The sequence below is a fragment of the Pseudomonas sp. MS19 genome (assembly GCF_013277615.1).
Taxonomy (GTDB): Bacteria; Pseudomonadota; Gammaproteobacteria; order Pseudomonadales; family Pseudomonadaceae; genus Aquipseudomonas; species Aquipseudomonas marincola.
Window position 1 is genome coordinate 184,781 of the sequence record NZ_VBTO01000008.1, and the last position, 12,045, is coordinate 196,825.

The window sequence follows — 12,045 nt, forward strand, 5'->3', positions numbered from 1 at the left end:
GGCTCATCTCGACTTACCTGCCGGGTGCGCCGGGTAGCGGAAACGGAGAAACTTTTGCGCGTTGCTCAGTACCTGGAAGGCCTCTTTGAGATTGTGCCGGTCTGTGGCTGAGATTTTCTCGGGTTCGATATAGTTGTTCGGCACACGGCCTTCTTCCAACTCCAGCGCCTGATGGCGGATGCGCACAATCGACAGGAACTCGAATGCATAGCGCAGGTGGTTGATCGCCTCCTGCGGCATCAGTTTGGTGGCGGCGATGGCATCAAGGCGTTCCAACGAGTTTTGCGCGGTGGCGCCACAAGCCAGCGCGTGCACGCGGATCAAGTCAGTCAGCGGCGCCGTACCTCGGCCCTTGAGATTGATGATGTGTTTCTGCTGGCCGTCGGTTTCCATCACAAAGGTGCGGAAGAAGCCCAGCGGCGGCGTTCGATTGAGTGCGTTACGCGCCAGCGCCGCGAGAAACAACGGGCTGTTGCTGGCCTTGTCGGCGAGCAGTTCCTTGAGTGTTTCAACCAGATCGGCATTGCCGTAGACGCTGTCGAGATCGAAGAAAATGCAGGCATTGAGCAAGGTCTGGGCGCTGGGCTTGTCGATCCAGTCATTGAAGTAGCGCTTCCACACGCGCAGCGGTTGGCGCCATTTGGTGTTGGTCGCCATGATCCCGCCCTTGCAGTAGCTATACCCGCAGGCGGCGAGGCCATCACTGACAAAAGTGGCCAACTTGAGGAAATACTCATCATGCAGCTTCGGGTCAAAGCTGTCGTCGAGCACCATCGCATTGTCCTGATCGGTGACAATCAACTGTTCGTCACGCGCCATCGAGCCCAGTGCCATGAAGCTGTAAGGCACGGGCGGCGGTCCGAATTGTTCCTCGCCCAACTCCAGCAGGCGCTGGGTAAAGCCCCGGCCGATGCCAGCCATCGCGCTGCCGATCATGTGCGCGCTGGCTTCCTCGTTGGCCATGCGCAGGAACGTGGAGCGCAGATCCGGCACCAGAGCCTGCAGCTCGGCGACCGACTTGCGGTTGTAGATGCTGTTAGCCAGATACAGGCTGCTCTGCGACTCGTAGCGGATGATATCCGCCAGGTTGATCATGCCAATCGGCCGCCGCCGGCTGAGCACCGGAAGGTGGTGAATATTGTTGCGCAGCATCTGCAACATGGCCTCAAACACCGTGTCATCCGATTGCACAGTGATCGGGTGAGCAGTCATGACATCACACACGGACGTCTCTGGCGGCAGGCCTTCGGCGATTACGCGAGTACGGAAATCGCGGTCGGTAACAATGCCGATCATGCTCGCAACAGGCTTGTCCAAAGGCTCGACTCGCTCAGGATTGGGCCAGCTTGAGTCGGGATCAACAATCAGCACTGACGAGACGCCTTCTTGCGTCATCGCCTGCGCCGCTTCCTGCACCGTTGCACGCGGGCCAACGGTTACCGGCATACGACTAACCAGCTTGCGCACCTTGATCTTCATCAGGTCGCTGGCCTTGCCATGCGAGTCGACAGCGGACTTCAGGCGCGACTGGCCTTCGGCTTCGACGAAGTCGGCAAAGCTGTCATGGTTATCACACAGTTGGTGGAACAGCGCCGCGGGCAAAAAATAGATCAGGCTGTCTTCAATTGCGCGCGCCGGCAGGCGGACTTTGTTGTTACGCAGCAGGCCGAACTGACCAAAAATATCGCCTTCGGTCAGGCGGTTGTAGAGGTCACCGTCACGCCGATAAATCTCGACTGCGCCCGAGCGCACATAGTGCAGATCATGAATCGGGGCACCATAGCTGAGGATGTCAGTGCCCGCCTTGAAGTACTTGATCTCGACCTGAGGCGCTATCTCGTCCAGCGTATCTTCCGGCAGGCCATCAAACGGCGGAAAGCGACTTAGGTGGTCCCTGATTTCGATCAACTCGATTTGCATGCGATCCTCGCGTGTTGCAACTTTCGACAATTAGGGTCAACGATACAGGTTATAGCCTGTTCAGAGGGCCACTGTTTGTTTGTCGGGCCTCCTGCCGGGTTGTTCTATCAAAAGTTGCTGTTATTTCAATAGGTTCCACGTGGAACGCTGGCGAGAGTTCAGTTGCTGCGGAGCTGGAACTCGGGCGCTGCGCAGATGACAGATCTTTCTGGTTGTGAGTGCAATGGACTAGGCGAAGGCAAATCGCAGACAAAAAAAGACCGCGAAGATCGCGGTCCTAAGCACCATTAATGTTCTGCCAACACATGATCAGCAGGGGCGTGAGTCTCCCGCAGTTATTAAGCACTTTGCAGATGACACTAATGTGTACTTTTTGTGGCATTGGTGAAAACGTTGAGCTTTTTGAACGTGACCCTAGCGGCTCATCCACACCCCTTTGCTCTGTTGCTCGCAAAAGGGTTTGAGGAAGTTACTGTCGCTGGCGACGCCGTAATAGTGGATGTCTTGCTGGTACGGCGTACCGTTGATTTTGGCATTGCGGCAGACGCCGAAAGCGCCTGTCGGGCATTGCTCGACAAAGGCGACATCAACCTTTTGCCCTTTGAGTTCGGGCTTGCAGAAGCCGCTGCGGAACAGGTTGGGTGGGATGCTGCGGTTCTGCTGGCAAACTTTTACGTCCAGGCGTTGCGCCTGAGTGTGCACAACACAGGCCTCGCCCCAAGCCAGGCTCGACATTACACTCAACGCCAGTACTGCAAAGCAACGCATGCGGCCACCTCCGGATCAATTCCGGCGACTCTAGCACGCCGCCATTTCTGCGTCAGCGCCGCCCTGCGATGCTGTGATCGCGCTGCTTATTTTTGCCTCACACGACCAGGTTCAGGCCATGCTCAAAAACATTCCGACTCACTTGATAGCAGGGCCTCTTGGCGCCGGTAAAACCAGCCTGATCGATCACCTGTTGGCGCAGCGTCCCGCGCACGAACGCTGGGCGATATTGATCAATGAGTTTGGCATGATCGGCCTGGACGCCGCGTTGTTGAGTCGCGATGAAGACGGTTTGGCGATTGCCGAAGTGGCGGGAGGTTGCCTGTGTTGCGTCAACGGCGTGCCGTTTCAGGTGGGTTTGAGCCGACTGCTGCGCAAGGTCAAGCCGCATCGGCTGTTTATCGAGCCATCCGGGCTTGGGCACCCGAATAGTCTGCTCCAGCAACTGCAAGCGTCGCCTTGGCAGGACGTGCTGGCAGTGCAGCCGTTGGTCATGGTTTTGGATGCGGTTGCGTTGGCGCAGGGAGTTGCATTGCCTGAGAGCCAGCAGCAGGCTGTGGATAAAGCCGGATTGCTGGTGCTTAACAAGGCAGAGAGTCTGACTTCACGCGATAAGCTCAGTGTGGCCGCGCAGTTTGTGGATAACTCAATTGTATGGACCACGCAGGGCCAGTTAGCGCTGGCCAAACTGCCGGGCATTGAGTACTCGGCAGTCGCTGGCGAACAGTCGATCGCCTTGCCGGCGACTGGCCCTGCCTTGGGTCAGGTTTGGCAAAATCCGCAGCAACCCATCACCCAGGTTCAGCAGCAAGCCGAGGGTTGGAGTATCGGTTGGCGCTGGCATCCCGGTCAGCATTTTGAACTGTCGCGCATCGAGGCGTTTTTGCTCGGGTTGCCGTGGCGTCGTGCCAAGTTGTTGCTGCAAACGGCGCAAGGCTGCTACTCGGCCAATGCGCTGGCGCAACAAGCGCTGCACTTCAAACCCAGCGAGTGGCGCAAGGACTCACGCCTTGAACTGATTTTCAGCAGCGCACAAGACGCTCAGGCATTAACGGCTGGCGTGAGCCGCTGCGTGTTGGATACCTCTGGCGCTTGAGTTGCGCTTTCGCCAGCAGGCGGGCGCTGGTTAAACTGCGCGCTGATTTCTACAGGCGCAGGCTATGCAACTCATTCAGTGGTCACACGAAAGCTCAGCAGGTTTCACGTTGCGCGGCTGGCATACGCCGTCCAGCGGCAAACCCGTGCTGCATTTCATTCATGGCAACGGCTACTGCGGGCGTGTTTATGAGCCGATGCTGGAGTTGCTGGCAGCGGACTTTGATCTGTGGCTGTGTGATGTTCAGGGCCACGGCGACAGTGATCACGGTGGGCGATTTCATGGCTGGAATCGCAGCGCCGAGTTGGCACTTGAAGCCTTCGCCGTTGGCTCCCCGATGTTTGCCGATGTTGAGCGCTATGCCGTCGGCCACAGCTTTGGCGGTGTGCTCACCAGCTTGATGCTGGCCCAGCAGCCGCAGTTGTTCAAACGCGCGGTGTTGCTCGATCCGGTGCTGTTTACCAAGGCCATGATCGGGGTCATGGCGCTGTCTGATGTTGCTGGATTGAGCAAGCGTCACGGCGAGGCTACTCGCGCACTGAAACGACGCAGTACATGGCCGGACCGGGAAGCGGCGTATGCCAGCCTGCATAATCGTGGGATGTTCCGGGGTTGGACTGAACCGGCATTTCTGGCCTACATCAACCATGCGCTGAAAGACACCGACAATGCAGTCGAACTCAAGTGTCGACCCAGTCGCGAGGCCGATATTTTTGGCTCTTATCCCAGGCGCCTCTGGCCGTCTTTGGCCCGCGTGACCACGCCGACGCAGGTGATAGTCGGGCAGAACACGTATCCGTTTGTGGCCAAGTCAGTTGCTCGTTGGTGCGCGAGTAATGCGCATGTCAGTGCGCATACTGTGCCGGGCGGGCATTGCTTTGTGCAGGAACAACCCGAGGACACAGCCGCCCGGGTTACAGCGGCCCTGCTCGGGAATAGCTGAGAAACTTTGCCTCGGTTAGTCGCGGGGCGGGCGATGCTCGCGGCGCCACTGATCCAGTTCGATCACCTGCGAAGTCCGCGGACGGGCCGTATTCGGTTGCTCCGCACTTGCATCCGGCGGAGAAGGTCGCGCATTAATCACTTGCGGGCCATCATCCATGGGTTGGCGAAATGGATGCGGCTCAAGTTCGATGCGGCCCATCTGCTGGCCAAACATGACCACACGACCGACATGGCGCTGCTCACCGGTGACGGTGAATTCGAAACTGTAGATGCGTGCCAGCCGCTTGCGCCCACGGGCGTCGGCCAGCAGGGTGATTTTGCGCAGCGCGACGTTTTCATCCAGCAGGTCGATATCGGCTTTGGCGCAATGCGCCTTGACCAGCGCCAGGGTTCTTTCGCGTAAACCGTGGGCGTGCCAAAGCCAGGCGCCGGCTGTTGCCAGCAGCATCAGTACAAAAATGTTGCCGAGGGTCAGCATTACTTGGCTCCGGGTGCGCGCTGGCAGCTTGGCGCAATAGCGTTGCGGGTTAACTCATTCTGCCAGCCATGCACAGGGCTGTCTTGTGCCGGTGATTAACCGAGGTCTTTCAGCTGTTTGTAGCGGCGTTCCATTTCCTGGCGGATATCCCGGCGCCGTTGGCCTTTGTGGAAGCGCTGGTGCTCTTCGGGCGTTTGCGGCTGACGCGGCGGTACCTTGATCGATTTGCCGTTGTCATCCACCGCGACCATGGTGAAGAAGCAGCTGTTGGTGTGGCGTACCGAGCGTTCGCGAATGTTTTCGGTGATGACCTTGATGCCGACTTCCATCGAGGTGTTGCCGGTGTAGTTGACCGAAGCCAGGAACGTCACCAGTTCGCCCACCTGAATCGGTTCGCGAAAGGTTACCTGATCAACCGACAAGGTCACCACGTAGCAGCCGGCATAGCGGCTGGCGCAGGCATAAGCGACTTCATCGAGGTATTTGAGCAGGGTGCCGCCGTGTACCTTGCCTGAGAAGTTGGCCATGTCCGGAGTCATCAGGACGGTCATCGAGAGTTGCGCGTTTCCGGCTTCCATTGGCTAAGGCTCTTTATGCGGGGTTGAGAACATCGGGGATGTTACTGATCAGAGTGTCGTTGGCGTTTGAGGGTCACTAATCAGGGCATATTTAATCGCTACGGGGCAGAGCAGTGCAAATTAGCCCGCGCCACAAAGACGCAGGCCCTACTTAAGCAGGGCCTGTAAGGGATGCAAAATTCAGACTTATTTGCCGGCAGAAAGGCCGAAGTCGATGGCCATGTCGGCGCCAGTAATTGCTTCTGCCTGTGGCTGGCAGAGGTACCAGACCAGCTCGGCGATTTCTTCGGGCCGCAGGAAGCGCGCTTCACGCCCTTGCGGGTACTGGCTGAGCAGCTCGCGCTTGTAGGCTTTGGGGTTGCCATTGCCATAGCGCTCGGCTTGATAGTCGAGCATCGGTGTGGCGATATCGCCGGGCGACACAGTGTTGACCCGCACGCCGAACTCGGCCAGTTCGAGTGCCATGGTTTTGCTCAGCATCACCAGTGCTGCTTTGCTCGCGCAGTATGCCGCTGAGCCACGATAGGCCTGACGTCCGGCGTCGCTGGAGATATTGATGATGCCACCACGGCTCTCCTTGAGGAATGGAATCGCCGCCTGGCTGAGGTAGAAGGCTGCCTTGAGATTGACGCCCATTACCTGATCAAAGTCGTCCTCCTGAAAATTCTCGACCGGCCCTTCGCGCCACACGCCGGCGGCGTTGATCACGGCATCGATACGGCCAGCACTGGCCATTACCGCCGAAATCAAATCGTGGCAGTTCTTGGCGCTGCGCAGATCGGCCGTGGCGCTGTAATCCAGCGGCACCAATGTGTTGAGTGAATGCAGCCCACTTTTGTCGACGTCTGTCGCTGTCACGCGCCAATGGCTCGTTGAGAAGCGCTTGGCAATGGCCCGACCAAGTCCACCAGCAGCGCCAGTGATCAAGACAACAGGGGTGCTCATAGTGACATTCCTCCGGGTTGGGATGGTTCCGTGCTGTTGCTGTGCCGCAACATGATGCTTGCCGCAGGCCTGCGTGAGCAACCTTTGTGCACTCGGCTGGCCGGGTTGTCCTGAGCATATACGCTGCGGCCAACTCTGCTGGGAGATTTGATTGGCTCGAGTGATTTAAATTCCAGCAGAGCGATCTCGTTCTGGTGCGTGGCATGGACCGGTGATGGCAGATGCGCCCGGCTGTATCGAAGACGTATCCGTTCGTCCTGCCTTAATATCCGCCGATGCTTGCTTGCAAACGCAGCACCAGCGGGCACTTCGCCACGAGGAAACTCAGGCGTGAGTCAGGTACCAGCGCCAGTCCTGTTCGCTGACTTCGCCCATGAACTGGCCGAACTCTTCCCACTTGATAGCCAGATAGACCTTGAGGAAATCCACGCCGAACGCCGACTTGGCCCAACTCGAAGCCTCCAGCGAGCGCAGTGCAGTTAGCCAGTCTGTCGGCAGGGTTTCGTGGCTTTGCTGGTAACCGTTGCCGGTCACAGGCATTCCCGGATCAATTTGCTCGCGGATGCCTTTGTGGATACCGCTCAAGATCGCTGCGGCGGCGAGATACGGGTTGGCGTCGGCACCGCAGATCCGGTGTTCGATATGGCGACTGTTGGCCGGCCCACTCGGCACGCGGAACGATACGGTGCGGTTGTTGACGCCCCAGCTCTTCGCCAGTGGCGCGTAGCTGTTGGCCTGGAAGCGGCGGTACGAGTTGGCGTTCGGGCAGAACACCGCGAGCATGTCGTTGAGCGTTGCCATCATGCCGCCTACCGAATACTTGAGCAGGTCGGTGCCGTGCGGGTCTTCGCTGGCGTAGAGATTATTGCCCTGCTCGTCGGCGAGGCTGACATGCATGTGCAAGCCGCTGCCGGACAAATCGCCAAATGGCTTGGCCATAAAGCACGCCTGCAATCCATGACGGCTGGCCACGCCCTTGACCAGTCGCTTGTAGCGCATGCCTTCATCAATCGCCTGCAGCGCATCGAAGCGGTGTTCCAGAGTCAGTTCGAGCTGGCCCGGGGCGTATTCCGAAATGGCCGTGCGTACCGGTAAACCTTGCGCCTCGCAGGCGGCGTAGAGGTCATCCAGGAACGGTTGCAACTGCTCCAGCTCATATACGCCGTATACCTGCGGCGCTTGCGGTCGCACGCCATTGCTCTGCAGGGCGGCTTGCGGGCGACCGTTAGCGTCGCGCTGCTTATCCAGCAGGTAGAACTCCAACTCAACCGCCATGACCGGGTGATAACCCTCGGTTTTGAGCCGGTCTATCGCGCGAATCAGCACATGACGCGGGTCTGCTGGCGCGGCCGGTAAACCGCGCTCGGGGTGCATGCTCACTTGCAGCTGCGCAGTCGGTACGTTGCGCCATGGTTGCAGGCACAGGCTGCCCGGCAGTGGATAAGCCCAGCAGTCTGCATCGGCGACTTCCCAGACCAGCCCGCTGGATTCGACGTCTTCACCGTTAATGGTCAGCGCCAGAATCGAGCTGGGCAGGGCGCGGCCGTTTTGATAAATCGCCAGCAGTTCATCGCGGTGCAACAACTTTCCGCGCGGAATGCCGTTGGCGTCGAACAGCATCAATTCGATGCTGCGCACCTGTGGATTGTTTTCGAGGAAGTCGCGGGCTTCATCAATCTGAGCGAATTGCATGGGTTTTCTCACCAAAGGCGCCGGGCTGGGCCGCGTTGCGCCTTATAAATTTGTTGGGGTTGGGCTTATTCGCGCGCACCGGGGATGGCCAGCAACTCGCTCAGCGCCTGATCCAGCGTGCTGATGAGGCGGTCGACGTCTTCCGCGCTGGTGTCCGGGCAGCACAGCGTCATGTTGTGGAACGGGGTGATCAGAATGCCCCGGTTGATCAAGTACAGGTGCAGGGCCATTTGCAGCTCATCGTGGAATGCCGCTTCGGCTTCGGCGCCGGTTTTCGGTGAAACCGCACAGAACTGGAACTCGCTGCGTGCACCCAGCTCGGTCACCGACCATTGCAGCTGGTGCTTGTTGATCAACCCGCGAAAGCCATCGGCGAGGCGCTTGGCCAGCGGCAACATGTGCGAGTAGGCGGCTGGCGTCATTACCTGTTCGAGGTTGGCGCGCATGCAATGCATTGCCAAAGCGTTGGCTGAAAGGGTGGTGCCCATGCCGCTGTGGCCATGGCCGTGACTGTTTTCGCTCCCGGCTTTCTGCACCTCTTGCATGGCTTCTGCCATTGCCGCGCTGCAGCCGAAAATTCCGCAGGGCATGCCGCCGGCAATCGGTTTTCCGACCACGAAAAAGTCCGGATCAAGTTGCCACAGCTGGGTGCAGCCGCCTATGTCGGTGGAGATGGTGTGCGTCTCGTCGATGATCAGCAGGCTGTTGTATTTACGTGTCAGCTCGCGGCATTTCTGCATGAAGCCAGGCTCGGGTAAAACCATGCCGATGTTGGTCATGGCTGGTTCGCACAGCAGTGCGCAGACATCTCCTTGAGCCAAGGCGGCTTCCAGTGCGTCGACATCGTTGAACGGGATCGAACGGCTGTACTGCGTGAGGTCATACGCCTGGCCGACCAGCCCCGAGCGGTGCACGGTGGCGCCGTTCTGGTTGCGCACCATGACGTCGTCCACGGTGCCGTGATAACAGCCATCAAACACCAGCAACACGTTGCGTTTGGTAATGGCCCGCGCCCAGCGCAGTACATAACGGTTGGAGTCGGTGGCGGTGGCGGTGACTTGCCAGTATGGCAGGCCGAAACGCTCGGCAAGCAACTCGCCACACACCACCGCATCTTCGCCGGGCAGCATGGTGGTCAGGCCGCGCTCGGCTTGCTCGGCCATGGCGCGGGCGACCGGCGTTGGTGAGTGGCCGAACATGCTGCCAGTGTCGCCCAGGCAAAAGTCGGTGTACTCGTGGCCATCAACATCATAGAAGCGAGCCCCTTTGGCGCGCTCGACAAACAACGGAACCGGCGTCGACCAGTCGGCCATCCAATGCATCGGCACGCCACCGTACAGCGAGTGGCGGGCGCGCTCTGCCAATGCAGCAGATCTTGGGTTGCGGGCCAGAAACCGCTCGCGCTCGCGTTGGCTGAAAGTTTCTACGGCGGATGGGCTGATGCCGCTGGCTGTCATGGTTGAACACCTCGTTCGAATTTTTGCACATCTTGTATTTGTGATCACATTTGTGTCAATAGCTGGTTTATTTGCTGCGACAAGCTGTTTGATTTGTTAGTGTCTGTTTAACTATGTGATCACAAAGGTGTGAGATGACAGACTCGGCATGGCAAGGACAAGTTGCGCTTATCAGCGGTGCAGGCAGCCCGGACGGTATTGGAATCGCCATCGCCCGGCGCCTGGGCCGTGCTGGGGTCAAGCTGATCATCACCGCTAGCAGCGCCCGAATTGCCGAGCGCGTGGCTGAGTTGCGCCGTGAAGGATTCTGCGTAGAAGGCCGTCCCGCCGATCTCACGGATGAGGTTCAAGTCGAGCAACTGGTGACGTGGGCTGAGCGTGTTTGGGGGCGCATCGACATTCTGGTGAACAATGCCGGGATGGCCATGTTGGGCAGTCCCGAACCGTTCTCGGCGCTGGCAAGCACCGATCTGGTCAGCTGGAATTTGTCGCTGGCGCGCAATCTGACGACTGCATTCCTGCTGACTCGTGGCGTATTGCCCGGCATGCAGGCGCGCGGTTACGGGCGCATCGTCAATATCAGCTCAACCACCGGCACTCGCGGCAGTAATCCGGGCGAGGCGGCCTACAGCGCTGCCAAAGCCGGGATGCTCGGCATGAACATGGGATTGGCGCTGGAGGTGGCCAAGCAGGGGATTACCGTCAACAGTGTCGCTCCAGGCTGGATTGCTACCGGATCGAGCACCGCAGAGGAGGTCGAGGCAGCCAAATACACGCCAATTGGCCGCGCCGGTAAGCCTCAAGAGGTGGCTAGCGCCGTGGCTTTTTTAGCCTCCCCGGAAGCCAGTTACATCACCGGCGAAGTGCTGGTGGTCGATGGCGGAAATTGCATTATCGAGAATAAGGCTCCGTAACCATGAATAACTGTTTAATCACGTTCAGTCAGTTGCCCGCACCGCCCGCTACGGAGGTGGTTGATGAGTGACAACCTGCAAGAGACGCTTTACCAGAACATTCGACAGGCATTGTTGAGCGGCCAATATATGCCCGGCGAGCGCCTGAAGATTCGTGACCTGGCCGCGCAGTGGGGTTCCAGCCCGATGCCCGTGCGCACGGCGTTACAACGTCTGGTTTCCGAGGGCGCACTGGAAGGCGAGCAGCAGCGCTCGGTGCGCGTACCGTTGATGACCGACGAACGCTTCAAGCATATCTTGCAGGTTCGGCTTAATCTCGAAGGCCAGGCCGCCGAGTTGGCTGCCGAGCGCTTAAGTGCTGAGCAAATCGCCCAATTGCGCCGCTGTGTCGAGCAAATGGAGGTGGCGCTGGAAGGCCGTGACCTCAGCAAGTACTTGCACGAAAACAGCCAGTTTCACCTGATTCTCTACCACGCATGCGGCAATCCGATTCTGCTGCGGATGATCGAGTCGCTGTGGCTGCAAGTCGGGCCGTTCTTCAATCGGCTGTTCACCGAAGCCGATCTGTCGCCGCGTTTGAATGACTTCCACTTGCAGGCGCTGCAAGCCCTTGAGGCGGGCGATAGCGGAGGCGTGCGCCATGCAGTTGAGCAGGATTTAACTTATTTTGGGCGTTTTTTGCTCAATCTGCTGGCGTTGGAACCCGCCTGATAAATGACCGGCGCTTAAAGCACAAAGGCCCTTGAAGCAGATCGCTCAAGGGCCTTTGTGGCTTGCATGGCCAGATTTCTGATCAGCTTTCCAGCCAGACGTCACGCGCCCAGTGCCAGACCGATTCCCAGCTCTCTTCGTTGAGCTCTTCGGTGTCGGCTTCCCAGAGTACGACGGTGCCGTCTTCTTCTACGCAGTAGTAGTTGCCACGGTCTTCGCAGAGCGGCACCAACTCACGCGGTACGCCCAACGACCAGGCAACTGATGCGACTTCCGGTAAGTAGGTGTGTGATTGCGGGTCGCAAGCCGTGACCGGCTCCAGACGACCGTAAACCACGTCGCTGACCTTGAGCAGAAATTCATGCAGGCCAAACGGCAGATGGATGAGGATTTGTTCCTGAATTTCGACCAGCGTTTCTTCTTCCGGCAATTCCAGCGGCACTGGCACGGGTTCGTTCAATTCGCGCAGTTGATCGATTATTTCTTCCACGGGCAGGCTCCTGAGAGGCGGATGGCTGGCAGTATGAATGCGCGCTGAATA

The 12,045-nt window shown here is 58.8% G+C and carries 12 protein-coding genes; 4 read left to right on the top strand and 8 right to left on the bottom strand.

Annotated elements, in window-relative coordinates; genetic code table 11:
* Window positions 1-3: 3 nt before the first annotated feature.
* Entirely contained in the window at window positions 4-1,920 is a 1,917-nt protein-coding gene (locus FEZ62_RS08045; protein ID WP_150547947.1) for a putative nucleotidyltransferase substrate binding domain-containing protein, read from the bottom strand.
* 414 nt (window positions 1,921-2,334) lie between these two features.
* Window positions 2,335-2,688, bottom strand: coding sequence for an NADH:ubiquinone oxidoreductase (locus FEZ62_RS08050; RefSeq protein ID WP_069899997.1), 354 nt, complete (start codon window positions 2,686-2,688; stop codon window positions 2,335-2,337).
* A gap of 118 nt (window positions 2,689-2,806) precedes the next feature.
* Between FEZ62_RS08050 and FEZ62_RS08055 the strand changes: the two genes are divergently transcribed.
* Both FEZ62_RS08055 and FEZ62_RS08060 read left to right on the top strand, forming a co-directional pair.
* A complete protein-coding gene (locus tag FEZ62_RS08055; protein ID WP_172927354.1) occupies window positions 2,807-3,784 on the top strand; it encodes a CobW-like GTP-binding protein in 978 nt (325 codons plus the stop codon).
* Window positions 3,785-3,848: 64 nt separating this feature from the next.
* Entirely contained in the window at window positions 3,849-4,727 is an 879-nt protein-coding gene (locus tag FEZ62_RS08060; RefSeq protein WP_172927355.1) for an alpha/beta hydrolase, read from the top strand.
* 15 nt (window positions 4,728-4,742) lie between these two features.
* On the opposite strand, the gene FEZ62_RS08065 is transcribed toward FEZ62_RS08060, so the two are convergent.
* The 5 genes from FEZ62_RS08065 to FEZ62_RS08085 form a co-directional block, all read right to left on the bottom strand.
* Window positions 4,743-5,207, bottom strand: a complete 465-nt coding sequence (locus FEZ62_RS08065) for a DUF3301 domain-containing protein (RefSeq protein WP_172927356.1) — start codon at window positions 5,205-5,207, stop codon at window positions 4,743-4,745.
* 95 nt (window positions 5,208-5,302) lie between these two features.
* The gene (locus FEZ62_RS08070; RefSeq protein ID WP_172927357.1) at window positions 5,303-5,785 is read right to left on the bottom strand and encodes an acyl-CoA thioesterase; all 483 of its coding nucleotides are present in this window, start codon (window positions 5,783-5,785) and stop codon (window positions 5,303-5,305) included.
* 186 nt (window positions 5,786-5,971) lie between these two features.
* The gene (locus FEZ62_RS08075) at window positions 5,972-6,730 is read right to left on the bottom strand and encodes an SDR family oxidoreductase (protein ID WP_150547941.1); all 759 of its coding nucleotides are present in this window, start codon (window positions 6,728-6,730) and stop codon (window positions 5,972-5,974) included.
* A gap of 324 nt (window positions 6,731-7,054) precedes the next feature.
* The gene (locus FEZ62_RS08080; protein ID WP_172927358.1) at window positions 7,055-8,422 is read right to left on the bottom strand and encodes a glutamine synthetase family protein; all 1,368 of its coding nucleotides are present in this window, start codon (window positions 8,420-8,422) and stop codon (window positions 7,055-7,057) included.
* Window positions 8,423-8,487: 65 nt separating this feature from the next.
* Window positions 8,488-9,879, bottom strand: coding sequence for an aspartate aminotransferase family protein (locus FEZ62_RS08085; protein WP_172927359.1), 1,392 nt, complete (start codon window positions 9,877-9,879; stop codon window positions 8,488-8,490).
* Window positions 9,880-10,013: 134 nt separating this feature from the next.
* Between FEZ62_RS08085 and FEZ62_RS08090 the strand changes: the two genes are divergently transcribed.
* Window positions 10,014-10,793, top strand: a complete 780-nt coding sequence (locus FEZ62_RS08090) for an SDR family NAD(P)-dependent oxidoreductase (RefSeq protein WP_172927360.1) — start codon at window positions 10,014-10,016, stop codon at window positions 10,791-10,793.
* Between the two features lie 63 nt (window positions 10,794-10,856).
* Entirely contained in the window at window positions 10,857-11,504 is a 648-nt protein-coding gene (locus FEZ62_RS08095) for a GntR family transcriptional regulator (protein WP_172927361.1), read from the top strand.
* A gap of 82 nt (window positions 11,505-11,586) precedes the next feature.
* Here FEZ62_RS08095 and FEZ62_RS08100 read toward each other — a convergent pair whose 3' ends face one another.
* Window positions 11,587-11,994 carry an SMI1/KNR4 family protein gene (locus FEZ62_RS08100; RefSeq protein WP_069899988.1) on the bottom strand — a complete coding sequence of 136 codons (408 nt, stop codon included), beginning with the start codon at window positions 11,992-11,994 and terminating at the stop codon, window positions 11,587-11,589.
* Between the last annotated feature and the right edge of the window lie 51 nt (window positions 11,995-12,045).

Bases quoted from the DNA above. Each gene is read 5' to 3' on its own strand.
- FEZ62_RS08070 (WP_172927357.1), bottom strand. From the start codon at position 5,785: ATGGAAGCCGGAAACGCGCAACTCTCGATGACCGTCCTGATGACTCCG.
- FEZ62_RS08080 (WP_172927358.1), bottom strand. From the start codon at position 8,422: ATGCAATTCGCTCAGATTGATGAAGCCCGCGACTTCCTCGAAAACAAT.
- FEZ62_RS08075 (WP_150547941.1), bottom strand. From the start codon at position 6,730: ATGAGCACCCCTGTTGTCTTGATCACTGGCGCTGCTGGTGGACTTGGT.
- FEZ62_RS08045 (WP_150547947.1), bottom strand. From the start codon at position 1,920: ATGCAAATCGAGTTGATCGAAATCAGGGACCACCTAAGTCGCTTTCCG.
- FEZ62_RS08060 (WP_172927355.1), top strand. From the start codon at position 3,849: ATGCAACTCATTCAGTGGTCACACGAAAGCTCAGCAGGTTTCACGTTG.
- FEZ62_RS08065 (WP_172927356.1), bottom strand. From the start codon at position 5,207: ATGCTGACCCTCGGCAACATTTTTGTACTGATGCTGCTGGCAACAGCC.
- FEZ62_RS08090 (WP_172927360.1), top strand. From the start codon at position 10,014: ATGACAGACTCGGCATGGCAAGGACAAGTTGCGCTTATCAGCGGTGCA.
- FEZ62_RS08050 (WP_069899997.1), bottom strand. From the start codon at position 2,688: ATGCGTTGCTTTGCAGTACTGGCGTTGAGTGTAATGTCGAGCCTGGCT.
- FEZ62_RS08095 (WP_172927361.1), top strand. From the start codon at position 10,857: ATGAGTGACAACCTGCAAGAGACGCTTTACCAGAACATTCGACAGGCA.
- FEZ62_RS08085 (WP_172927359.1), bottom strand. From the start codon at position 9,879: ATGACAGCCAGCGGCATCAGCCCATCCGCCGTAGAAACTTTCAGCCAA.
- FEZ62_RS08055 (WP_172927354.1), top strand. From the start codon at position 2,807: ATGCTCAAAAACATTCCGACTCACTTGATAGCAGGGCCTCTTGGCGCC.